24 protein-coding genes are annotated in these 22,007 nt (G+C 71.4%); 17 read left to right on the top strand and 7 right to left on the bottom strand.

Annotated elements, in window-relative coordinates:
• Positions 1–169: 169 nt before the first annotated feature.
• The 4 genes from gltS to ACFQBR_RS22215 all read right to left on the bottom strand — a co-directional run bounded on the left by gltS (position 170) and on the right by ACFQBR_RS22215 (position 4,055).
• Positions 170–1,369: a sodium/glutamate symporter gene (gene gltS, locus ACFQBR_RS22230; RefSeq protein WP_344177525.1), complete on the bottom strand. Its 1,200-nt coding sequence runs from the start codon at positions 1,367–1,369 to the stop codon at positions 170–172.
• Positions 1,366–2,304 carry a formimidoylglutamase gene (gene hutG / locus ACFQBR_RS22225; RefSeq protein WP_267950418.1) on the bottom strand — a complete coding sequence of 313 codons (939 nt, stop codon included), beginning with the start codon at positions 2,302–2,304 and terminating at the stop codon, positions 1,366–1,368. The genes gltS and hutG overlap by 4 nt, the downstream gene beginning before the upstream one ends.
• A gap of 5 nt (positions 2,305–2,309) precedes the next feature.
• Positions 2,310–3,050, bottom strand: a complete 741-nt coding sequence (locus ACFQBR_RS22220) for an IclR family transcriptional regulator (RefSeq protein ID WP_344177520.1) — start codon at positions 3,048–3,050, stop codon at positions 2,310–2,312.
• Between the two features lie 261 nt (positions 3,051–3,311).
• The gene (locus tag ACFQBR_RS22215; protein WP_344177518.1) at positions 3,312–4,055 is read right to left on the bottom strand and encodes a hypothetical protein; all 744 of its coding nucleotides are present in this window, start codon (positions 4,053–4,055) and stop codon (positions 3,312–3,314) included.
• 1,229 nt (positions 4,056–5,284) lie between these two features.
• On the opposite strand from ACFQBR_RS22215, the gene ACFQBR_RS22210 reads away from it, so the two are divergent.
• From ACFQBR_RS22210 to ACFQBR_RS22195, 4 genes are all read left to right on the top strand, one after another.
• Complete coding sequence (locus ACFQBR_RS22210; protein WP_344177516.1) at positions 5,285–7,375, top strand: HelD family protein; 2,091 nt, start codon at positions 5,285–5,287, stop codon at positions 7,373–7,375.
• 401 nt (positions 7,376–7,776) lie between these two features.
• A complete protein-coding gene (locus ACFQBR_RS22205) occupies positions 7,777–8,826 on the top strand; it encodes an STM4015 family protein (protein ID WP_344177514.1) in 1,050 nt (349 codons plus the stop codon).
• A 408-nt stretch (positions 8,827–9,234) separates the two neighbouring features.
• A complete protein-coding gene (locus ACFQBR_RS22200) occupies positions 9,235–10,170 on the top strand; it encodes an AraC family transcriptional regulator (protein ID WP_344177512.1) in 936 nt (311 codons plus the stop codon).
• A gap of 91 nt (positions 10,171–10,261) precedes the next feature.
• The gene (locus ACFQBR_RS22195; RefSeq protein WP_344177510.1) at positions 10,262–11,026 is read left to right on the top strand and encodes an SDR family NAD(P)-dependent oxidoreductase; all 765 of its coding nucleotides are present in this window, start codon (positions 10,262–10,264) and stop codon (positions 11,024–11,026) included.
• A gap of 111 nt (positions 11,027–11,137) precedes the next feature.
• Here the strand turns inward: ACFQBR_RS22195 and ACFQBR_RS22190 are convergent, their stop codons facing one another.
• The 3 genes from ACFQBR_RS22190 to ACFQBR_RS22180 form a co-directional block, all read right to left on the bottom strand.
• Positions 11,138–11,752, bottom strand: a complete 615-nt coding sequence (locus tag ACFQBR_RS22190) for a hypothetical protein (protein ID WP_344177508.1) — start codon at positions 11,750–11,752, stop codon at positions 11,138–11,140.
• A gap of 172 nt (positions 11,753–11,924) precedes the next feature.
• Positions 11,925–12,110 (bottom strand): DUF397 domain-containing protein, encoded by a 186-nt coding sequence (locus tag ACFQBR_RS22185; RefSeq protein WP_344177506.1) that lies wholly within the window; start codon positions 12,108–12,110, stop codon positions 11,925–11,927.
• Positions 12,111–12,138: 28 nt separating this feature from the next.
• The gene (locus tag ACFQBR_RS22180) at positions 12,139–12,978 is read right to left on the bottom strand and encodes a helix-turn-helix domain-containing protein (protein WP_344177504.1); all 840 of its coding nucleotides are present in this window, start codon (positions 12,976–12,978) and stop codon (positions 12,139–12,141) included.
• 432 nt (positions 12,979–13,410) lie between these two features.
• Here ACFQBR_RS22180 and ACFQBR_RS22175 point away from each other — a divergent pair, with 432 nt between their 5' ends.
• From ACFQBR_RS22175 to ACFQBR_RS22115, 13 genes are all read left to right on the top strand, one after another.
• Entirely contained in the window at positions 13,411–13,956 is a 546-nt protein-coding gene (locus ACFQBR_RS22175) for a hypothetical protein (RefSeq protein WP_344177502.1), read from the top strand.
• Positions 13,956–14,480, top strand: coding sequence for an ATP-binding protein (locus ACFQBR_RS22170; protein ID WP_344177500.1), 525 nt, complete (start codon positions 13,956–13,958; stop codon positions 14,478–14,480). Before ACFQBR_RS22175 ends, ACFQBR_RS22170 begins: the two co-directional genes overlap by 1 nt.
• A 405-nt stretch (positions 14,481–14,885) precedes the next feature.
• Positions 14,886–15,257, top strand: coding sequence for a hypothetical protein (locus ACFQBR_RS22165; protein ID WP_344177498.1), 372 nt, complete (start codon positions 14,886–14,888; stop codon positions 15,255–15,257).
• A gap of 389 nt (positions 15,258–15,646) precedes the next feature.
• Positions 15,647–16,057, top strand: a complete 411-nt coding sequence (locus ACFQBR_RS22160) for a hypothetical protein (RefSeq protein WP_344177496.1) — start codon at positions 15,647–15,649, stop codon at positions 16,055–16,057.
• Between the two features lie 21 nt (positions 16,058–16,078).
• Positions 16,079–16,699 (top strand): SAF domain-containing protein, encoded by a 621-nt coding sequence (locus ACFQBR_RS22155; protein WP_344177494.1) that lies wholly within the window; start codon positions 16,079–16,081, stop codon positions 16,697–16,699.
• A 31-nt stretch (positions 16,700–16,730) separates the two neighbouring features.
• Positions 16,731–17,561, top strand: coding sequence for a hypothetical protein (locus ACFQBR_RS22150; protein WP_344177492.1), 831 nt, complete (start codon positions 16,731–16,733; stop codon positions 17,559–17,561).
• Positions 17,558–18,880: a CpaF family protein gene (locus ACFQBR_RS22145; protein WP_344177490.1), complete on the top strand. Its 1,323-nt coding sequence runs from the start codon at positions 17,558–17,560 to the stop codon at positions 18,878–18,880. Before ACFQBR_RS22150 ends, ACFQBR_RS22145 begins: the two co-directional genes overlap by 4 nt.
• Positions 18,877–19,722 (top strand): type II secretion system F family protein, encoded by an 846-nt coding sequence (locus ACFQBR_RS22140; RefSeq protein WP_344177488.1) that lies wholly within the window; start codon positions 18,877–18,879, stop codon positions 19,720–19,722. The genes ACFQBR_RS22145 and ACFQBR_RS22140 overlap by 4 nt, the downstream gene beginning before the upstream one ends.
• Entirely contained in the window at positions 19,719–20,597 is an 879-nt protein-coding gene (locus tag ACFQBR_RS22135) for a type II secretion system F family protein (RefSeq protein ID WP_344177486.1), read from the top strand. The genes ACFQBR_RS22140 and ACFQBR_RS22135 overlap by 4 nt, the downstream gene beginning before the upstream one ends.
• 20 nt (positions 20,598–20,617) lie before the next feature.
• Positions 20,618–20,821: a hypothetical protein gene (locus ACFQBR_RS22130; protein ID WP_267945003.1), complete on the top strand. Its 204-nt coding sequence runs from the start codon at positions 20,618–20,620 to the stop codon at positions 20,819–20,821.
• Positions 20,818–21,204: a TadE family protein gene (locus ACFQBR_RS22125; protein WP_344177484.1), complete on the top strand. Its 387-nt coding sequence runs from the start codon at positions 20,818–20,820 to the stop codon at positions 21,202–21,204. Before ACFQBR_RS22130 ends, ACFQBR_RS22125 begins: the two co-directional genes overlap by 4 nt.
• Positions 21,201–21,623 (top strand): TadE/TadG family type IV pilus assembly protein, encoded by a 423-nt coding sequence (locus tag ACFQBR_RS22120; protein ID WP_378554303.1) that lies wholly within the window; start codon positions 21,201–21,203, stop codon positions 21,621–21,623. The genes ACFQBR_RS22125 and ACFQBR_RS22120 overlap by 4 nt, the downstream gene beginning before the upstream one ends.
• Positions 21,623–22,000 (top strand): hypothetical protein, encoded by a 378-nt coding sequence (locus ACFQBR_RS22115; RefSeq protein ID WP_344177480.1) that lies wholly within the window; start codon positions 21,623–21,625, stop codon positions 21,998–22,000. The genes ACFQBR_RS22120 and ACFQBR_RS22115 overlap by 1 nt, the downstream gene beginning before the upstream one ends.
• Positions 22,001–22,007: the final 7 nt, after the last annotated feature.

The raw sequence follows: 22,007 nt of genomic DNA, 5'->3' as shown, positions 1-22,007 counted from the left end.
ACCCGCGGCTCCCCGGTTGACGCCCGCTCCACAGCTGCTCCTGCACCCTGCCTGACCTGCCCGAAGACGCCCCTCCGTCTCGGGTGTTCTTCGACTCCTTCCCCCCAGGCCCAAACGACGAGGGACCCCCAGGTCGGCGACCTGGGGGTCCCTCGGGAGACGGCTCGGGTCAGGCCACCGCGTTGATGCACCACACGATCCACGGCAGCGCCACGATGTCGATCAGCACCGCACCGGCCAGCGGGACGATCAGGAAGGCCTTCTCCGAACGGACCCCGAAACGCCGGTTGAAGGCGTCCATGTTCGCCATCGCGTTGGGGGTGCCGCCCAGGCCGTGGCCGACCATGCCGGCCGCCATCGTCGCGGCGTCGTAGCCCTTCCCCAGCAAGCGGAACACGACCAGCGCGACGAACAGCAGCAGGACGATCACCTGGACCGCGAGGAGCAGCACGAGCGGCAGGGCCAGCGCGTACAGGTCCCAGATCCGCAGGCCCATCATGGCCATGGTGAGGAACAGGCCGAGCGACAGCGACGACACCAGCGACAGGGCGCCCTGGTGCATGCGCAACCCGAACCGGTCACCGACGTTGCGCGCGACAGCCGCCACCACCATGGCGCCCACGTACGCGGGCAGCACGAACCCGGTCGTCTCGCTGAACCACGTGCCCAGCGCGACCCCGGCCACCATCACCACGCCGATCAGCACGGCGGTGTTCACCAGCGGGCCGTAGCCCACCGGCTCCTCCTTCTCCTCCGCCTCGGCGGCGGAGGACGCGGCGGTGTCGGCGACCGCGGGCACCTCCACCTTGTGGCGCCGCATCAGCCAGGAGGCCATCGGACCGCCCAGCAGACCGCCCGCGACCAGGCCGAAGGTGGCCGCGGCGATCGCGATCGCGGTGGCGCCGTCGGTGCCCAGGGCCTCGGCGGTGGGGCCGAACGCCGCCGCGGCGCCGTGGCCGCCCTCCAGGGCGACGGCGCCGGCCATCACGCCCAGCACCGGGTCGATGCCCAGGGCCGTGGCCATGCCGATGCCCACCACGTTCTGGAGGATCGCCAGGGTCCAGCACGCCAGCAGGTAGACGATCAGCAGCTTGCCGCCCTTGCGGAGCAGGCTGACGCTGGCGCCGAGGCCGATGGTGGTGAAGAACGCGATCATCGCTGGCTCTTGCAGCGTGGTGTCCAGCTCCAGCTGGGCCACGCCGGTCTCCCGCAGCGCCAGGACGGCCAGCGCGAACGCGAAACCGCCGATCACCGGGCCGGGGATGCTGAACCGCTGGAGGAAGCCGATGTGGCGCCGGGCGAACTCGCCCAGGAGCAGCAGGACGACGGCCAGGGTGGTGGTCTGGATCAGGTCCAGGGAGATGTTCACGAGTTCCGTCCTCTGGCCGCGCGCACGCGGTCCACCATGCGTGCGGCGACGCGCGCGGTCCGGCCGTCCACGTCCAGGGACGGGTTCAGTTCGGCCACGTCGAACAGGGCCAGCCGTCCCGAGGCGGCGACCTCCTCGACCACGGCCTGCACCACCTCGGTCGGAACGCCGAGCGGGGAGGGGGCGCTCACCCCGGGCGCCACCCACGCGGGCAGGGCGTCCAGGTCGAGCGTGAGGTAGACGTCGTCCACCGTGTCCAGGAAGGAACGGACGAAGGCCAGCACCCGCTCCAGGCGGGCGGCGGTGCACCGGTCGTCGGTGAGGTACTCGACGCCGAGCCGGTCGGCGCGGTCGAACAGCACGGGGGTGTTCCCGGCCTCGTTGATCCCGACGACGGCGTACCGGAAGTCGCGTCCCCGGGCCCGCTCGGCCTCGCAGATCTGGAGGAAGGGTGTTCCGGAGGTGGGCTCCGGTTCCTCGCGCAGGTCGAAGTGGGCGTCGATGTTGAGCACGCCCAGAGTGCGGGTCCGGTCCGAGCCCAGGCCCTCGTCCAGGCCCAGGTAGCTGGCGTAGGCGACCTCGTGGCCGCCACCGAGCACGACGGGGAAGTGCCCGGCCCTCATGGCCCCGGCCACCACCGAGCCCAGCGCGCGCTGGCCGGCCTCCAGGTCGCCGTCGTCCACGCGGACGTCCCCGGCGTCGTACAGCGCCTCGTCCCGGTGCAGGGCGAGCGGGGCGAGCGCGCGGCGCAGGGCGGCGGGTCCCTCGGCGGCGCCGGTGCGGCCCCTGTTCCTGCGCACGCCCTCGTCGGAGGCGAAGCCGACGATCGCGGTTCCGGCCCGGCCGGCGTCGTCGAGCGGGCGCACGGTGGTGTGCCAGCGCCGGTGTTCGGCGCCGGGGCCGTCGTCGCGCCCGGTCCAGACGGGGGGATCCACCCTGTTCAAATCGTTCCTCCACTCAGGTCACGCGCCGCCTCTTTGACGAGGCGGACGTAGTAGGGGCGCCGGCGCTCGGTCAGCGCCGCCGGGGCCATCACGGTGACGACCCCGTTCAGGGAGCCCGAGTCGCCGAGCACGGGGGCGCTCGCGCCCCACACGCCCTCGTCGAGGGCGCTCTCGCTGACCGCCACGCCCTTCTCCCGCACCAGGGGGTGCGCGGCCTCCAGGGCCCGCACCCGTTCGGCGGGGAGCCGGTAGGCGGCGTACACCTGCTGGCGCCGTGACTCGGGGAGGTGGGCCAGCAGCGCCTCGGCCGTGGCCCCGCGCAGCAGCGGCTGCACGGCTCCGCGGGTGTAGCAGCAGCGCAGCACCCGGGCCCCCTCGACCGCGTCCACGCACAGGGCCTCGGTGCCGACCGGCACCATGAAGGCCGCCAGTTCGCCGGACTCGTGCGAGAGCCGTTCCAGCCGTGGGCCGATGGCGGTGCGCTCCAGCGCGCCGTTGCGGTACTTCTCCGCGAACCGGACCGCCACGGGGCCGGCCCCGTAGGCGGTACCGACACGCTGCACGAACCCGGTCGCGGACAGCCGGTCCAGCATCCGGTAGACGGTGCTGACCGGGATGCCGGTGGCCTCGGAGACCTCCGAGGCGGTGGCGTGTTCCGCTTCGGCGAAGACCATCAGCACGCCGAGCAGGCGGTCGGTGGTCCGTCCCGCGTTGCCGGACGTCGCGTCGGCTGACATGGCGCCCCCTCTCCCGGACCTGGCCAGCTCCGAGCGGCGCTCGGGACCGGCTCACTCTATGGATCGGACAAAAGGTATGAAAAGGGCAAATTCTCATCCGATGAGAAGGCTACGTTCCGATCCGCGCCCGGGAGTCCGACCGGTTCTGTGAGGCTGCACTCAGCCGTCACCCCTGGTGGGCACACGAAAAAAGGCCCTGCTGGGCAGGGCCTTCGCCGGATGTCCGAGGGGGCGTATGCCGCCCCCTCGGCAGGACCGGTCCTAGTACTCGGTGATCGTCTGGGCGATGCCCTCGACGACCTGGACCTCGGCCGTGACGGAGGTGCCGTTCGCCAGGGTGGCGTCGAACTGGTCGAAGTCGCAGATGACGTCGCCGGTGTCGGGGTCCTGGACGCCCCCGGCGCAGGCGTAGATGCCGGCGTAGATCACGGTGTCCTCGGCCACGAAGAACGCCGTCCCGTCGATCATGTACTCACCCGGGGCGATGTACTCCAGCTCGCCCCGCACGACGGCGGAGCCCTCGGGGGCCTCGTCGGTCCCCGCGGCGCCGTCGCCGGGAGCTGTCCCGGGCGCCGGCTCGGCCTGGCCGTCGACGTCGTACTCGGTGATCGAGAGGGCGTTCCCGGGCTCCTCCACCTCGGCCTCGGCGTACACGGGCGCGCCGCCCTGCACCGCGGCCTCGAGCGACTCCAGGTCGCAGTCCACGAGACCGAAGCCGTTCTCGTCGAGGCCGTCCTCGGCGGGGCAGGCGTTGAGGCCGCCCAGGATCTGCGTCTCCTCGGTGGCGAAGAAGGCCGCGCCGTCGATGCTGAACTCGCCCGGGGCGATGAACTCCAGCAGGCCGACCCGGGGCTCCGTCACCACCGCGGCCTCGTTGCCCTCACCCACGTCCGTACCGTCCGCCACCGCGTCGATCACTTCCCCGGAGGAGCACGCGGCGGAGCCGAGGACCACCAGGCCGGAGGTCGCGAGAGCCAGGACGGTGGTACGGAAATTGCGGTTCATGCGATTCCTTTCTCCCCAAGGGAAGAGATATCTCATTGCGGGTGAGGGTTTTCGGGTATGGCTGTGGCAGGGATTTCGGGAATGGAGAACACGCGCCGTGGGGGAGGTGCGGTGTCTCGTGCAACCCGGGAAAAATGCGCTCCGATGGGCGCTTCCCCGCCGGTCGATCTCGTCGAGAGGTGCCGTGGCCTCTAGCTATGCCTCATCGACGTCGGGATCGGATGTGTCGGGCTCGTTCCGTCATCGACGCGCGTCCGAGTTTGTGAATTTCGGTCGTCCGGCAATGCGGATCGCCCTTTCTTCTGTGCTCGGCGGGACGCTTCCGGCGCCGCTCCTCTTGTGTCCGTGGTTTCTTTCTGTGCCTTCTGATGGCAGAGGGGACAGAGGAGTTCTCCCGAATCGCGAAGTTTTTCGGCACCGGGCCGAGGCGACGACCCTCCCAGGACGAAGAGCCTGGTCAGGACGGTACGACGGGCCCGGTCGGGGAGGGTCGGTGGGTGCGGCGTCCCCCGGTTTCGGGGCTGAGCCCCGATTGCCCGTCCCGCCCGACCTCCTCACCCGGCACGGACTCGGGCTGCGTGCTTCCCGAGGGCGCGTGCACCGGACTGCCACCGCGACCGCGGACCTTCCTTCCCGCAACGGCGCCCTCGACGGTGCCGTGAGAAGCGGCCACCGCGCCGCGGCGGAGGCCCTGCGCAGGGTCCGAGGCGGGGGTGTTCCGTCCGGGCGGTGCCAACGGTGCACCGCGCCGCCATCCACTCCGCGTACGCGATGGGCAGGGCAACCGGCCACTCTCGAACGCCACACGCCACACGCCACACGCCGCGAACGCGTTCGGCCCCGGCTGCGAACGGACCGGCGCCGTCGCCCCGGGCCATTCCTGCAAGCGGTCGACCGACGGCATTCGGCGACATCCGACACCTGATACCGGTTTTTCCCGTGGCACCGAGAATGCAGTAGCGGATATCGGCTGACAGAACGCCCGACCGGACGCAACCGGCCGACCGCCGGACTCCGCGACCCTGCCCACCGACCTCGGCAGCCACCATGCACGCGATTTCTGCTACAGCACCAGGCAGAAGTGACGACACTCACGCTAACGAATATTTCGCTGTTTCGCGGTGTTACGCTCCTTGCTTCTACGGTGAAACGGAAAGGGTAGATTTCGAGTGCCCCCACGCAATGCCACCCCATCGCCGAATGGCGACCATGCCGCGCAGACCGCAGCCGTGGCCGAGGAACAGCTCGTCCTCGACGAGGCCTTCACGCGCCGCGACGAGATACTCCAGTACCTCGACGCCGAGATCGCGGTCCCGGCGGGCGACACGACCGGGCACGCCCGGCTGCGCATGATGGCCAACCGCCGCGAGGAACTGCGGCGCGCGGACCGGGGTCTGATCTTCGGCCGGCTCGACGCGCTCGACCGGACAGTCCTGCGCGTGGGGCGCGTCGGTGTGCCCAGCGCGGGAGACGACAGCGATCCCCTGGTCATCGACTGGCGCGCACCGGCCGCGAGGCCCTTCTACACCGCGACCCCGGTCGACCCCCAGGGGCAGGGCCGACGCCGCCACATCCGTGTCGACGGGCGGGAGGTGACCGGCGTCGACGACGAGCCGCTCGACGGGTCGGGGGCGGGTGAACTGGTCGGCGAGGGCGCCCTGCTCGCGGCCCTCGGAGAGCGGCGCACCGGCCGCATGGGTACCGCGGCGGCCACCCTGCAGCGCGAGCAGGACGAGGTGGTCCGCGCCGACTCCCGGGGGCCGCTGGTCGTGCAGGGCGGCCCGGGCACCGGCAAGACCGTGGTGGCACTGCACCGGGTGGCGTACCTGCTCTTCACCTATCCGCAGCTCGCCGCGCAGGGCGTTCTGGTCCTGGGCCCGTCCCTGCGCTTCCTGGAGTACATCACCCAGGTGCTGCCGGCGCTCGGGGAGACCGCCATCGTGTCGGCGACCTGCGACACCCTGGTCCCGGGGATCGGGGTGGAGCGTGCGGAGTCGCGCGAGATCGCGGAGATCAAGGGCAGGGGGCTCTGGCAGCAGGCGCTCTCCCGGTACTCGGCCTCGCTCGTCCCTCGGCCCGTCGACCTGGAACTGGTGTGGGAGGGGGAACGGTACACGATCGGTGAACACAGGGTCGCCCGGGCTCTCGCGTCGGCGACGGCCGGGCACTCCTACCACGCGGCTCGCGCCCTCTTCGGCCAACAGGTCCACCATCTGCTGACCGACGCGATAGCCGAGCGCAGCGAAGAGCTGCTGGCGCAGATGGAGGAGGGCTTCGAGGATCTGCTCGCCCGGTTCGACGCCGGGATCACGCGCTCGGACAACCGCGCCGCGAGCAACGGCACCACCGGAACGGATGTCGACGGAGAGCTCACCGAGGAGGACCTGGAGCGACTGCACGACCGGATCGCCGCCGACTCCGGCGTGGCCGCCACGCTGGAGGGGTGGTGGCCGACCCGCGACACGACGACGGAACTGCGTCGGCTGCTCGGCGACGCGGAACTGCTGCGCCGGTGGGCGCCGGAGCTCACCGACGCCGAAAGGGAGATGGTCGTCGGTGAACCGCGGGAGTGGGCGAGCAGTGACATCCCCCTGTTCGACGCCCTGGACGATCTTCTGGGTGATGTGCGACCGAACGAGGAGCAGGGGGAGTTCCTGACCGACCGTGCCGCGGCACAGCGGGACTGGGTGTACGGGCACGTCGTCGTGGACGAAGCACAGGAACTCTCCGAGATGCAGTGGCACATGGTCATGCGCCGCTGCCCTTCCCGTTCGATCACCGCTGTCGGCGACATCGATCAGGCCGAGGCGCCGCACCGGCACACGACCTGGGAGGACGCGGTCGGCGCGGCCTTCGGCACAAGATGGGCGCAAGCCTGGTTGACCATCTGCTACCGCACCCCGCTGGAGGTCATGGCCCTCACCGGGCCGGTACTCCAGAACGCGGGCAGCCGGAACGAACCCCCTCGCGCCGTGCGCGCCTCGGGCGTCGAGCCCTGGGAACGCACGGTGGACGAGCCCGGCCTCGCGGCCGAGGCGGTCCGCGTCATCGGGGAACTCTCGGAACGGTGGGCAGGGGGCATGGTCGGTGTCATCGCTCCCCGCGAACGCCTGCCGGCCCTGCGCGCGGCGCTGCCCGACGTGCCGGTCCTGTCCGCCACCGAGGCCAAGGGGCTGGAATGGGACGCCACCCTGCTCATCGACGCCCCCGGCATCACCGCCGAACCCCGTGGCTGGAACGGACTGTACGTCGCACTGACACGGTGCACCCAGGAGATGGGACAACTGCTGGTGACACACGGGGCGGAGGCGCCGAGGTGATCTCGACGGTACCGAGAAGGCGACCCTGACCCCTTTCCGGAACACGGCCCCTGGCCCCGGCGCCGCTGAGACGGTCTCCGCGCCCCGGGGCTGAGGCCCCTCGCGCGGGTCCGCCGCTGCCCCACCGATGGAGGGGCGGCGGCGGACGTGCCTTTCTCCGCCGGAACGGACCTCGTATAGAGCGTTCGGTCCGGGTGACGTTGTGTGCACCGTCGTGACGAGCTTCGGCAGGACCTCATAGAGGACGGTTCGGGCTCACCACAGCCCTCGGGAGCGGGCATGCCGTGCTCGGTGATCTCACCTTCGACCATGCGCCGGAGAAACCCCGTGCCCGGCTCCTGCCTGTCCGTGCGCACTGCTAGACATGTCGCACACCCCTCGAACAGCACAGAAGAGACATCGTGATCAAAGAACACCTCACCGAGTACGCCGGCCTCCCCGTGGTCGAGTTCCTCGACCAGGACGCGGAGGCGCACTACCTCCGGGAGGCCGCCTCCAACGCGCGCCGGAACCAGGTGGAGGCCCCGGCCTCCACCCCGCACCGGGAGAGGATGGCCAAGGCCGGGCTCGCCCCGGACTCGGTGGCGTGGCGGCTCCGCCTCTCCAGCTACACCGAGGAGTTCGTCCCCTACCTGGCCAGGTTCGTCGAGGAGGTGGACACCTCCCGCGTGGTCGCGCTGGTGATCGGCGACTGGGGGTTCGAGGAGGGCAGCGACATCTCCTCCCGCGAGCTCCGGGACGCCCTGATCGCCCACGCCCCGGCCCTGCCCGCACTGCGCTCGCTCTTCCTCGGCGACATCACGTTCGAGGAGAACGAGATCTCCTGGATCCAGCACTGCGACATGGCTCCGCTGCTGGCCGCCTACCCGCACCTGGAGGAGTTCACCGTCCGCGGGGTGGGGGAGACCTACGAGGGGGCTGAAAGGCTCTCCCTGCACGTGCCCGAACACGGCTCCCTGCGCTCGCTCACCCTCCAGAGCGGCGGCCTGCCCGCCGAGGTGGTGCGCCAGGTCCTGACCTCGGGGCTGCCCGCGCTGCAGCGCCTGGAACTGTGGCTGGGCGTGGAGGACTACGGCGGCGACGCCACCCCCGACGACCTGGCGCCCCTGCTGTCCGGGGAGGCCCTGCCCGGACTCGGGCACCTGGGCCTGCGCAACTCCCGCAATACCGGGGAGTGGGTGCGGGCCCTGGCCCAGGCCCCGATCACGGCCCGCCTGTCCTCGCTCGACCTGTCCCTGGGCACCCTGTGCGAGGACGACGTCGAGGACCTGCTCGCCGCCGTGCCGGCGCTCTCCCACCTGGAGCGCCTGGACCTGCACCACCACTACCTGGGCGAGGAGGCCGCCGAGCGGGTGCGGGCGGTATTCGCCCAGGCGGGGGTGGAGGTCGACGTCTCCGACCCGCAGGAGGCCCGTCAGAAGGACGACTACTACCCGGCTGTCGGCGAGTGAGCACGCCCCGGCCCCGGACCGAGTGAGTCCGTGCCGCCGACCGCTGCCCCCACCTCCGCTGCATCCGCCGCCACGACGGGCAGAGCACACCGGCGCTCAGGAACAGGGGCGAGCCTCCCGGACCCGGGGATCGGCCGCCGTGGTCGGCAGCGCCCCCACCTGGGTCACGGTCGCCACGGAAGTCGGCCCTCGCGTCCCCACGGAGTTGACGCTGCCGACCGGGCATGGACCAGGATCCGGCCCCTGGGCGTGAGCCGTTCCTGAGGGACACGAAACACCACCGACCGGAAGAAAGCCGGTGCACCGACTGGCGCCACCTGGCAGGCTCAGACGGAGAGGACTCCGTGGTCCTACACAGAGGAGCGCGGACGTTGACCGGATGTCGTCTCTTTCGCGATAGTTCCGGACATGACCGATGGCCAACTCTCCCAGGTGATCGACCTCGTCGGGATCCGCGGACACGTCACCGGTGGCTTCGCGGTACGGGGCCCCTGGGTGTCGCGCGCCTCGGTCGATGAAGCGATGAAGCTCATTGTGATGGTGCACGGCCGGTCCCGGCTCACCGCCGACGGCTGTGAGCCGATCGTGCTCGGACCGGGCGACGTCGCCATCCTGAACGACCGGTCGTGGCTGGAGGTCGAGGGCGGCGCCGGCGACGGGCCGCGCCGTGAGGTCGTACCTGATCCCGACACCCTCCGCCTGCGCACCGCCGACGCCGACCACGATGACGTCGTCATCGGCATCCGGGTCGACCTCAACCGTGTCGGTCGCGAGCTCCTGCTCCAGACACTCCCTCCGGTGGGGCACGTCCGGGCCGCGGACACCGAGGCCCTGCGGTTGCGCGGCGCCCTCGACCTGCTGCTCGCCGAGGTGGCGGGAGGGCGGCCGGGGGCGGAGTTCGCGATCCGGCAACACGGCCGGCTCCTGGTGCTCGAAGTCCTGCGCGCCTACCTCGGACGACTCGAACTGCCCCCGGGATGGCTGCGGGCGCTGGCCGACGAACAGCTGCGTCCCGCGTTCGGGCTCATGCACAGCGCACCCGGAAAACCCTGGCGCCTGGAGGAGCTGGCGCGTGCTGCCGCGATGTCGCGAACCTCGTTCACGGAACGCTTCCGCTCTTTGGCGGGCATACCGCCGCTGACCTACCTCTCCCGCTGGAGGATGCTTCTGGCGCAGCGCGCCCTGCGCGACAGTGACGTGCGCGTCGGTGCACTGGCGTCCGAACTGGGCTACGCATCGGAGAGCGCGTTCAGCAGCGCGTTCAGGCGGCAGGTGGGCGAGTCGCCGCTGCGCTACCGCTCCCGGGTGCGCGACGCACCCTCCGCCGGCCCGGAAGCTCCGTGATCGGACCCGGACAGGCCGCTCGGGACGATCGGGCAGAAAATACGGACTCGGAGACATGGAGGGCCCGACCGGCTCCCGTGAGGATGGGCCCATGCCACAGAACGAACACCTCACCACCTCTCGCGCCACGGTTTCCGGAACCGCGACGACGGCGCTGATCACCGGTGCCGCACGCGGGATCGGCCTGGAGGTCGCCCGACAACTGGCACTGACCGGGGTTCGTGTGCTGATCACCGCACGGGACTCCCGCCAGGCGGCCGAGGCGGCGAGCCCCATCGAGGGGGTCGAACCACTCCCGGTCGATCTCGACGTCACCGACCCCGCGGCGGTCGAAGCCGCGGTGGAAGCGCTCATCGCACGCGCCGGGCGACTCGACATTCTGATCAACAACGCCGCAGCTTCCCCCGACCGGACCGACACCGCCACCGGGGCTGACCTGGGGGCCGCCGCCGATGTCCTACAAGTGAACCTGTTCGGCGCATGGCGCATGACCCAGGCCCTCCTCCCGCTGCTGCGCGCCTCGGACCACCCGCGCATCGTCAACGTGGGCTCCGGCGCCGGGTCCCATGCCGATGAGCGGTTCGGTCTTTCCCTGATGGGCGGATCGGCGGCGACCCACGCCGTCAGCAAGGCAGCACTGAACGCCTTCACAGCGGTGCTGGCCGCCGAACTGGCCGACACCCCGGTCATCGTCAACGTGGTCTGCCCCGGTGTCACCGCGACCGCACCCGGTGCTGAGCACCTGGGCGCACGCCCGGTCGAGGCCAGCGCTCCCGGTGTCGTATGGGCCGCGACCCTGCCCGACGACGGCCCGCGCGGCGGGTTCTTCCGCGATTTCCACCCTCTCGGCTGGTAGTTCGTGCCCGGACGCTTTCGCCTCCGGGGACGTTCTCGAGCACCGGCAGCCCGCAGCGGGTGTTCCGGAGCGGACACGGCTCCGGTCGTGGGCCGGGAGCGCTCCGTGTGTCTACGCCGCGTTGCCGGGTGCCTCCCCGGCGGCGTCGTCGTAGGCGTCGCGGAACGCCTTCGAACGGCGGCGCTGTCGTGGCACCAGGAAGAGGACCGAGACGGAGAGTCCGCTCAGGAGGATGGCCAGTCCCAGGAGGACGACGACAAAGGGCGAGACTCCCTCCGCCAGGAGGCGGCTGATGCCCAGGAAGGCGTTGAAAAAGGCCACCATCCCTATCAGGATGAAGGAAGGGGTCGTCGACGTGCTGCTCAGTTCCTTCTCGACGACGATCCGTCCCAGCCGGTTGGCCTCCGGGTCCGCGCCGAGCCTGCCCCGCCGTACGAGCCGCCAGGCCTCCGCGAGCTTGGCGGGGTCGGTGTCCGCGGGGAAGCGAGCGAACCCGGGATCGTGACGGGCGCGCTCGTTCACTTTGGCGGGCGACGAGAACACGATGATCAGTGCCATGGGGATCGTGGACACCGCCAGCAGGATCACGGCGATGACGACGCTCAGCTGCCACGGGCGGCCGGCGGTCACGAACGCGATGATCCCGCTTGCACCCATGAGGAGGAACAGGAGGCCCGAGAAGCGGAGGGTGTACGCGCGGGGGTGGTTGTCGCGGTAGATCTGCATTCGGGCTCCCCAGAGGAAGCGCTGGGGGCGAGGGGCCTGGGGGCGAGGGTCTCCCTGGGGGGTCATGCCCGCAATGTATCGGTACGCGGTGCCAACGGCCGACGATGACCGTACATGCGGAGGTGTCTGGGGGAGGCCCCGTTCGGGTCGGCGGGGCCCTTGCCGGCTGCGGTTAATTCCTCGGGATCGTGCCCAGGAAGGCCGCCCATGACGGGGCGTCGAACTCGATGTGCCCGAGTCTGCGGTTCTGGGTGTCGCGCACTGCCGTCTTGCCGAGCAGAGCTGCCACTTCGACGCACTGGGGACCATCGGGGTTGCTGTAGCTGGACTTGCGCCATTCCGCCGCGCTGTCGTTCACGTGATCCTCGATTTCGGGTCGCTCGTCATCAGATCAGGCCTTCCAGGAAAGTGGTTGTGTCCTGCACAGACAGTGCGCTTTCCCGGGTGCGGCTGAATACCAGACTATGGCGGGCGATCTCGGCCTCTGACTCCAGGTAGAAGCCGTCCCCGCGCGACTCGAGAAAAACCACGCTGTCAGCGCTGTTGTCGTCGCTGAAGCTCAGAATGGTGAACGGTAGCCCTGCTGCTGCGTGTGCTCCGGAGGAGAACGGGAGCACCTGGATCTCGACGTTCGGGCGTTGGCCGATGTCCAGTAGGTGGCGGATCTGCTCGCTCATCACCGTTCCTCCTCCGATCTGGCGTCGGACGGCGGCCTCGTCCATCACGACGGTGAGCAGTGGAGGCTTTTCGCGTTCGAGGAGGGTGCGCTGCCGTTCGAGCCTGCTCTGTAGCCTCTGCTCGGCTTGGTTGCTCGTGCTCCCAACGGCGGCCTCCAGCAGTGCGGAGATGTAGGCCGGGGTCTGCAGCAACCCCGGAATCAGGCCGATGTTGAACTCCTGGATCACCGTGGCCTCGGCCTCCAGACCGACGAAGGCTCCGGGGAGAACGTCCTCGTATTGGAGCCACCACGGTTTCTGGGTACGCGAGTCCCGGGCGATCTGGATGAGCTCCTGGGCTACGTCGACGGGTGCGCTGTAGAGCTGGCACAGGGCCATGATGTCGCCGGCCTTCACACGCTGGAAGTTGCCAGCTTCGAGTCGCTGGATCTTGGCCCTGCTCCAACCCAAGGCCCTCCAGACCTCGTCCTGTGTCAGCTCGGCGGCGGTGCGCAGCCTCCTGAGCTGGATGGCCAGGTATCGCCGTCGGACGGGCAAGCCGGTTGCCATGAAGCCCCCTCTGTTGTGACCACTGCCAGCGGGTCACAGTCTTCCAGGTCCAAAACGAACAAATGTGACTTTGATGCTTATATTATATGAGGCTCTTGAGAAATGAGGCCGCCTCATTTATTTTCAGAGCATCAGGATCCCCGAGGTCGGAAGGGGTTCCGTGGTTGACCCTTGTCTCCCGGGGGTGGGTGCCGGTGGGGATGGGACTTCGGGGTGTTCTGGTGCATGTATGCGAGGGGTGCTCTGAAATCCGACATATCAACCAAAGCTGGAATATTGACATCTCTTTCGCAAAATGTGCTCGTGATGCGGAAAGTGGCCTTTCGAGGAACTCAGTCCAGTTGAAGGCGACAGAAAAGAAGATGCCCCGCTCAAGTGCTTAGGACCACTTGAGCGGGGCGTGATCACCACCTGAGAACGCAGGAGGAGACCGTGGAACACCCTAATGGACGACACCGCAGGCCCCGCCACAGCGCGGCCGGTCGGATGTGGGTCATCGCCGCCGCGCTGATCGCCATGGCGTTGACCTACGTCCTTGTCCCCCGCAAGGCGCTGAAGGCACGGGCCGCGATCGCCCAGGCACCACACCGCCCTGCGCTGTCGGCGGGGCTGCCTCGACGCGTACTGCGGGAGGGCGCACCGGAACTGCCGGGACTCCCCGGGAAGCGGACGCAGATGAGCTCAGTCGTGCTGAACTCCCAGCGTTGGGGGAGCGGCTACCACCAGGAACGCCCCGGAAGCCTGCCCTATGGCGACTGCCTCTGGCCGGATCCGGACGAGATCGCGGACACCCTCGTACGCCCTTACCTGGCGTCGGTCGCGGAGCAGAGCGTGCCGAGGATTCCCCGGCCGCGAGGCCCTGTAGGCGATCCTCTTGCCGAGCCCGGTGACAGGGGAGGGGCGGACGATCCGGAGGGCCTCAGCGAGCTCGCGGCAGTGGTCCGGGTCTACCTCGACAAGGTCGGGGGAGCGTCATGATGAACCCTCTTCCCTTGTCCTGCTCGACCACGGCTCCGGAACTGTCTCCGCCCAAGACGGCGTCCACCTGGTGGGAGCACCGCTCCTACCCTTCGGAACTCGCCTCCGCCGGCGAGGTCCGTGCGCACCTGCGGACCGATCTGCAGGGCTTCGCACGCGACCTGGTCGACAGTGTCGTCCTGTGCGCGGCCGAGTTGGTCGCCAATGCGGTCAAGTACGCACCCGGCGGCGACAGCGTTCTCCGAGCCCTGGCACTCGTGAACGAGTGCACCCTGTGGCTGGCGATCGTCGACGGAGGCGGCGGAACGAGCGTTCCCCGCATCCCGAGCGGGCGCAGCGCTGTGGAGTGGGACTGGGCAGAAGGTCAGCGTGGCCTGATGCTCGTGGACGCCCTCGCGGAGCGTTGGGGCCATTACCGGGTGGGTCCGGGACGGCAGAGCATGGGCCTGGGTGTCTGGGCCTCCTTCTCGGTGGCATCCGAACAGGTCCCACTCGGGCTGCCGAGGTTCCGCCTCGAGGATTGACCGGGTGGTGACCACGGTGGGCGGCGTCCGATCCGGACGCCGCCCACCGTCGTGCGCAGGCGTCGTTCCGACGGCGTTCCACCTGTTGGGGCAGTGTTTTCGCAGGTAGCCGTCTTGGACATCGGGGGTCGGTGAGCTTGCCGACAGTTTTCGGCGCTGCCATCCAACGAGAACGACTTGTGCGGAGGGTAACCGAGGGACTACGTTCTCCTTGATCACTAAGAGTGATCATCATGACACTCCAAGGAGTCTTTTGTGGTGCGTCGCTTCTCCCTGCCCGCCTTGGGGTTGGTGCTGGTCACGGGATGCTCCGTCGGAGTAGACGAAAGCCCCGAACCGGTCGTCCGGTCGTCCGTGGCACCTGCGGAATCGGAAGGTCCGGAAGGCACTCCCGAGGAAGAGGCCGTGGCGGTCTACCTGGATTTCTGGGACGCCATCGTTCTGGCCTCGGCCGAGATGGACCCGGAGCACCCGGCTCTGGAGGAACACGCGGTCGGACAGGCTCTGGAGCTGGCTCAGCTCGGAGTCCAAGGAGTCGTCGATGGGGGTCAGGGCATGGAAGGCGAGCCAGTCCTGGCTCCAGAGGTGGTTGCTGCTGAACCCGGTGGAGATCCGAAGACGGTAGAAATCGAAGATTGCCAGAGAAGCGGGGACTGGGCGGTCGTGGGCTCAGGGGAGCTGGAATCAGACGACGTCCTTGTGACCGCGACTGTCCAACGAGACCTCTTCGACTGGTGGGTCGTCGAAATGCGCATCTGGGGCGAAGACACATGCTGATCGTGTCCCCGACGCTCAGCGCTGGAGGGCTTGTGCTGGCTTCTCTCTTCGCTCTTGCTGTGCCAGCGGACAGCTCTGGGGGATTCCGGGCATCCGCGACATGTGGCCATCATGGTGGAGTTGGTTGCGACGTAACCGCAGAATCAGCTCAGCCCGGAGCTGCATCCGGCGGCGGAACCACCAACCCACGCCCCACCAGCGGCGCCCCGGTCTCCCTCTCCGCCGAGTCGCCCTGCGTCGAGTGGGACCGCGAGGACCCCGGGTGGTCGTGCGGCGCCTCCACCCGCTCTGGACCGGCCGGTGGCGGCGCGGTCGTCGATCCCCGGACCGCTGCGGAGCGCGCGCGGGCGTCGATGGTTCTGCCCGACCTGACGGTGGGTTCTTCTCCGGTGGCCGAGACGGTCGTGGGCTTCCCGCTCTGGCTGTGGGTGGACCGCTCCGGTTGGGAGCCGGTCAGCGCGACCGCGGCTGTCTCCACGGGTTCGGTGACGGTGACGGCGACCCCGGGCGGGGCCCGCTGGGCGATGGGCGACGGTACGACCCTCGACTGTCCGGGGCCGGGGACCGTGTTCGTTCCGGACCGCCATAAGGCGGACGCCCCGTCGCCGGATTGCGGCCACACCTATGCCCGCGCCTCCCGGGGGCAGGCCGCGGGGCGGTTCCCGGTCACCGTGACGGTGACCTGGTCGGTGGAGTGGTCGAGCACCGCGGGCGGTGGCGGAACCCTCGCCCCGATGACGACGAGCGCTTCCCGTGCGGTGCGGGTGGCCGAGGTCCACGCGCTGGTCACCGATGGCTGAGTGCGCAGAGACGGAGAGAGCGTGACGACGACGTTGTCCGGACCCCACGTGTCCGAACGGAAGACGGGGAGGTCCCGGCTGTCCCTGCCGCGCCGCAAGGGCTGGAAGCGGCCCTTCGCCGGGGTCGCGGCGGTGGTCGTCGGCGGGGTGGTCGCGGCGTGGGCGGCGGGGCACGAGGAGGAGCGCGTCCCCATGGTCGTCACCGCGGAGGACGTGGCCGCCGGTGAGGCCCTGACCATCGCGGACCTGCGGATCGTTCCGGCCCTGGGGGTGGAGGACCTGGATCTGGCGCCGGTCGACGAGGCCCTCGGGGGCCGCGTGGCGATGCCGGTTCCGGCGGGCACGGTGCTGACCGGGGCGATGCTCGCGGACACCTCGGGCTGGCCGGGTCCCGGTCAGGCGGTGGTGGCGGTGCAGACCCAGCCGGGCATGCTTCCGGCTTCGGCGCGGGAGGGCGCTCTGCTGCTGGTGCTGGGCTCCGAAGAGGGAGGGCCCCACAGCGTTCGGCTGCACTCGTTGGGGGAGGAGGGCGATCTGGCGGGTTCCCGTGTGGTGGAGCTCGTGGTCGCCGAGGACGAGGTGGCCGAGGTGGTCGGGGCAGTGGACGAGGGCGTGCGGATGGCGCTCATGTCCGCGCGGTAGGGCGACGGACACAAGAACAAGGGGGAGAAGCATGATCATCGCGGTCTGTTCGCTGTCGGGGGCGCCGGGGGTCACGACGTTGGCCACGGCTTTGGCGGCGGTGTGGCCCACGGGTCCGCTCACGGTTCCGGTGCTGGTGGAGGCCGACGCGAGCGGGGGTGACCTGGGGGCCTGGCACCGGCTTGCCGGGCGTCCGGGGCTGGTCTCGCTGGCGGCCTCGGTGCGGGCGGGCACGGACCTGTCCCTGGTGCAGGAGCCGGGGACGCACGGGGTCCTGCTCCGGCACGGTACCGAGCTTCCCGGCGGGCTGAGGGCGGTGACCGCGCCGACGACCGCGCACGAGGCCTCGGCGGTGGTGGCGGCGCTGGCGCACCGGAGCCAGGTTCTGCGGAGCGGTGTGAGCGTGGTGGATCTGGGGCGGGTGATGCCGGGGACCGCCGGTGCGCACCTGCTGTCCCTGGCGGACGTGGCGGTCTTCACGGTGGCGGGTGGGGACGCCGCGCAGATCCACCGGCTCTCCCGGTGCCGGGACGTCCTGGACGCGCTGGCCGAGAACGGGACGGCGGTCGGTGTGGCGGTGCGCGGCTCCCGGTTCCCCGCGGCGGAGGTCTCGGCGGTGACCGGTTATCCGGTGTGGGCGGAGGTGCCGCACGATCCCGCCGGCGCGGCCTTCCTGCGGGGGGAGGCCTTCCGGCCCCGCGGGCTCCGGGAGCGTTTCGCCGCCTGGTCGCACGCCCGCCAGGATCCGGAGGCGGTGGACTGGATGCCGCTGTTGGCGTGTGCCCGGCGGCTGGCCAACCATGTCGAGGACCTGCCGCCGGCTCCCGTGCCCCTGGGTCACCGGGCGGAGGTGGCGGCGTGAATCCCACGATCCACGCCCCGCGGGCGCTCTCCCCGCACGGGGTGGCGGAGTACCTGGAGGGGTTGGCCCGTCGGCTGGCCGAGCGGGTGACCGACGCCCTGGTCCGCCAGGACGCCGACTCCGCCGCCGAGCACGACCGCGGGGCGCAGCGCGAACGGGCCGACGCGATGCTCTCCGCCCTGTTGGAGGAGCACGCCTGCCACGCCCTGACCGGTGCCGCCCGCCCTCTGGCCGAGCAGGACGAGGCGTGGGTCCACGCCCGTGCCCTGGCCCAGGTCTGCGGGCTGGGCCCGCTGGAGCTGCTGCTGGGCGAGCCGGGTGTGCGCGACATCCACATCAACGGCACCCGCGTGTGGGTCGACCTCGGCGACGGTCGGCGTGAGGAGCGCCCGCCGGTCACCTCCTCCGACGCCGAGCTGGTGGCCCTGGTGCAGCGCCTGGCCGGTCAGGCGCCGGGCGGGGAGCGCCGTTTCGACGCCTCGGCGCCGCTGCTCAGCATGGAGCTCGGTGACGGCGCCCGCCTGTCCGCGGTCATGGGGGTCTCCCGGCGTCCGGCGGTCACGATCCGCCGCCACCCCGAGCGCGAACTCACCCTCACCGACCTGACCGCGTCGGGGATGCTCACCCGTCCGGTGCGCTCCCTGCTCACCGCGGCCGTGCGCGCCCGCCTGAACGTGGTGATCGGCGGGGCGACCGGTTCGGGCAAGACCACCCTGCTGCGCGCCCTGGCCCGGCACATCCCGCCCTTCGAGCGGGTCGTCACCATCGAGGACGCCTTCGAGCTGGGTTTGGACTCCGACGCCGACCTCAACTGCCTGGCCCTCCAGGGGCGGCCGCCCAACACCGAGGGGGCCGGGGAGATCACCCTGGCCGACCTGGTCCGGCACGCCCTGCGGATGTCCCCGGACCGGGTGATCGTCGGTGAGACCCGCGGCCAGGAGACCGTGGCGCTCCTGCACGCCATGACGATGGGCACCGACGGTTCCATGGCCACGGTCCACGCCTCCTCCTCCGCGCAGATCCTCACCAAGCTCGCCACGTACGCCAACCAGGCCGGGGAGCGGCTCTCCCTGGAGGAGTGCGCGGTGCTGATCTCCTCGGCCGTCCACCTGGCCGTGCACATCGACACCGACGACCGCGGCAACGGGCACGTGTCCAGTGTCCGCGAGGTCGTGGGGGTCGACGGCCCCCAGGTGGTGACCAATGAGCTGTACGCCGTGGAGCACGGCGGGTTCACCACGTCGCCGAGCCCGCAGTACGCCCGCAAGCTCCTGCGCGCCGGCCTGGACCCGGCCGCCCTGTTCGGGGAGGCGACGTGAGCGCGGTCCTCATCGCGAGTCTGGGCGGGGCGGTGGTCGGCCTGGGGGTGGTGCTCCTGCTGCCCGCGCTCACCTCCGGTCTGCCCGGGGTGCGCGAGCGCCTGGAGCGGGGCCGCCACCTGTGGTGGAAGGCCGCCGCGGTGGCCGGGGCGGGGATGCTCACCTGGGGCATCACCGGCTGGCCGGTCGCCGCGGTCCTGGCCGCCGGGGCCGCGTGGTGGCTGCCCGCCGTCCTGGGCCCGGACCGGGCCACACCCGCCGAGGTCGCGCGCATCGAGGCCGTGGCCAGCTGGACCGAGCAGCTCCGCGACCTGATCACCGCCTCCTCCGGGCTGCGGCAGGCGGTCCGGGCCTCCGCGGTCATCGCCCCCGCCGCCGTCCGCGACGACGTGCGAACGCTGTCCCGCGACCTCGCCGCCGGGGCGGACCAGGAGGGGGCGCTCACCGCCTTCGCCCACCGCGTCGGCAACGAGACCGCGGACCTGGTCGCCACCGCGCTGTCCATGGCTTCCCAGCGCCATGCCGCCGACCTGGGGCCGCTCCTCACCAGCCTGGCCGAAGCGGCCCGCGACCGCGCGGCCATGCTCGTGCGCACCTCTGCGACCCGGGCGCGCACCCGCACCTCGGTCCGCATCATCATCACCACCGCGGCCGCCATGGTCGTCGGCATGGCCGTCCTCAACGGCCCCTACTTCGCCCCGTTCGACTCGACCGCCGGCCAGCTCGTCCTCGCACTGATCGGCACCGTATGGGCCGCGGCGCTGGGGTGGCTGACGCGGCTGTCGAACCCGCCGCGCACGCAACGCGTGCTCGCGGCCCACCCGCAGGAGGCAAGGACATGAACACCCTCATCGCCGGGCTCGGCGGCGCCACGGCCGGCGCCGGCCTGTACTGGACCGTGTGGACCCTGCGCCGTCCCACCCTCGCCGAACTCCTCCCGCCGCCGGAGGAGCAACAGGCGCGGCCCGCGCCCGTCAGCCCCCTGCGGGCGGTGACGGCCGCCGGCGCGGGGGCCCTCGCACGCACCGGGTGGCCGGGGGAGCGCACCGGGCGCGACCTGGCCGCGTGCGGTACCGACGCCGACGTCCACCGGATGGACACCTGTGTCGCCGCCCTCGCCGGTCTGGCCCTGGGGGTGCTCGCGTTCGCCGCCGCGGCGCCGCCGCAGTCCCCGCTGCCGGCCCACTACGCCCTGGGCCTGGCCGCCTGCCTGGTGGCCCTGGGGACGTGGACCCCGACCCTGGTCCTGCGCCGCAGGGCGGCCCGCCACCGGGAAGAGCTGTGCGCGGCCACCTCGGTCATCGCCGACCTGGTCGGCGTCGCCCTCGCCGGGGGAGCGGGTGTCACCGAAGCGCTCACCGCCGCCACCCGGCGGGGCCACGGGTCCGCGTTCACCCGCATCCGGCGGTGCCTGCACGAGGCCAACCTGCGCACCCGCCCGCCCTGGGACGCCCTGGCCGAGCTCGCCGAACGCACCGGCGTGCGCGACCTGGACGAACTCGCCTCCTCCATCCGCCTGGCCGGGACCGACGGCGCCCGTGTGCGTGCCTCGGTCCGCGCCAAGGCCGCCTCCCTGCGCATCCACCGGCTCGCCGCCCTCGAGGGGGAGGCCCACCGGGCCACCGAGCGCATGACCCTGCCCGTCATGCTCCTGGTCCTCGGGTTCCTCCTGCTCATGGGCTATCCCGCCATCGTGCACGTCACCACCGGATTCTGAACCCAGGAAGGCCCGCGCCCGTGAACCAGGCCCTGCGCCGAGCACTCACCGCACTCGTCCACGGCAGACGAGGCGGCCGCCGCACCGGCGACCGCGGATCCGGCACCACCGAGTACGTGCTGGTCCTGGTCATCACCATCGGCATCGCCACCGCCGTCGGCGCCATCCTCACCCCGATGATCACCGAGAGCGCCCAGTCCATCGACCTGGGCGTCAACCCGTGAAACGCCTCGCCGGACGCGGGGACCGGGGCAGCGCCGACGTCCTGTTCGCCGTCCCGCTGATGTTCGCGATGCTGCTCGGCATCCTCCAGTACGGGATGTGGACCCACGCCCACCACCGCGCCCAGGCCGTCGCCACCGAGGCCCTCGCGGCCGGGCGCGCCTTCGACGGCAGCGCACGGCAGGGGCGGGAACGCGGCCACGCCATGGTCCAGGACCTGGGCGGCGCCGTCCTGCAGGACGTCCGTGTCCGGGTCGAACGCCGGGCCGGCACCACCCGCGCCACCGTCACCGGTACCGCGGTCAGCCTCGTCCCCGGCTGGTACCCGCCCGTGGAGACCACCTTGAGCGGCCCCACCGAACACGTTCCCGGGGCCGGGCCATGACTGGCGCGGGCAGCCGGGACCGGGGGAGCGCGGCGGTCGAACTGGCCCTGCTCGTCCCCGTCCTGCTCGCGTTCCTGGCCCTGATCGCCCTCACCGGCCGCGACTACACCGCGGCCCTGGCCGCGGACGCCCTCGCCCACTCCGCCGCCCGCGCCGGGTCCCTGCACACCGACCCCGCCACCGCACAGCAGGCCGCGGCCCAGGCCGTCGCCGCGAGCGTGGGCACCTGGGGCCGCGCCTGCCAGGACCCCGCCGTCCGCCTGCACCCCGCCACCGTCGCGGGGGCGCCGGCCGTGCGCGCCGAGGTCGCCTGCACCGTCCACCGCGACGACCTCCCCGACCTCGGCGCCGGCGACACCCGCACCGTCACCGCCCGGGCCGTGTCCGTCACCGACCTGCACCGCGAACAGGCCCCCTGATGTTCGGCAGCAGCCCCAGCGCCTTCGTCGTCGCCATCGCCGCGACCCTCATCGCCTGCCTCGGACTCGTCCACGACGGCGCCCAGATGCTCCGCACCAAGACCCGCACCACCGTCCTGGCCCACGAGTCCGCCCGGGCCGGCGCCCAGCACCTGGACCCCCTCCTGCTCCGCACCGGCACCCGCGCCCTCGACCCGGCCGCCGCCCGCACCGCCGCCACGGCGCACGCCCGGGCGGGCGGAGGCGACGCCGAGGTGTCCGTGGGCGCCGACACCGTCACGGTCACCGTCACGAGCACCCACCACCCCGCGCTCCTCACACTGCTCGGCGACGTCCACATCTCCTCCCGCGCCACAGCCACCGCCCACACACCGTGAGACGAGG

The organism is Nocardiopsis tropica (assembly GCF_042660575.1).
Lineage (GTDB): Bacteria > Actinomycetota > Actinomycetes > Streptosporangiales > Streptosporangiaceae > Nocardiopsis > Nocardiopsis tropica.
Note: the sequence above shows the minus strand (reverse complement) of the source record. Positions and strands in the feature narration are given on the sequence as shown.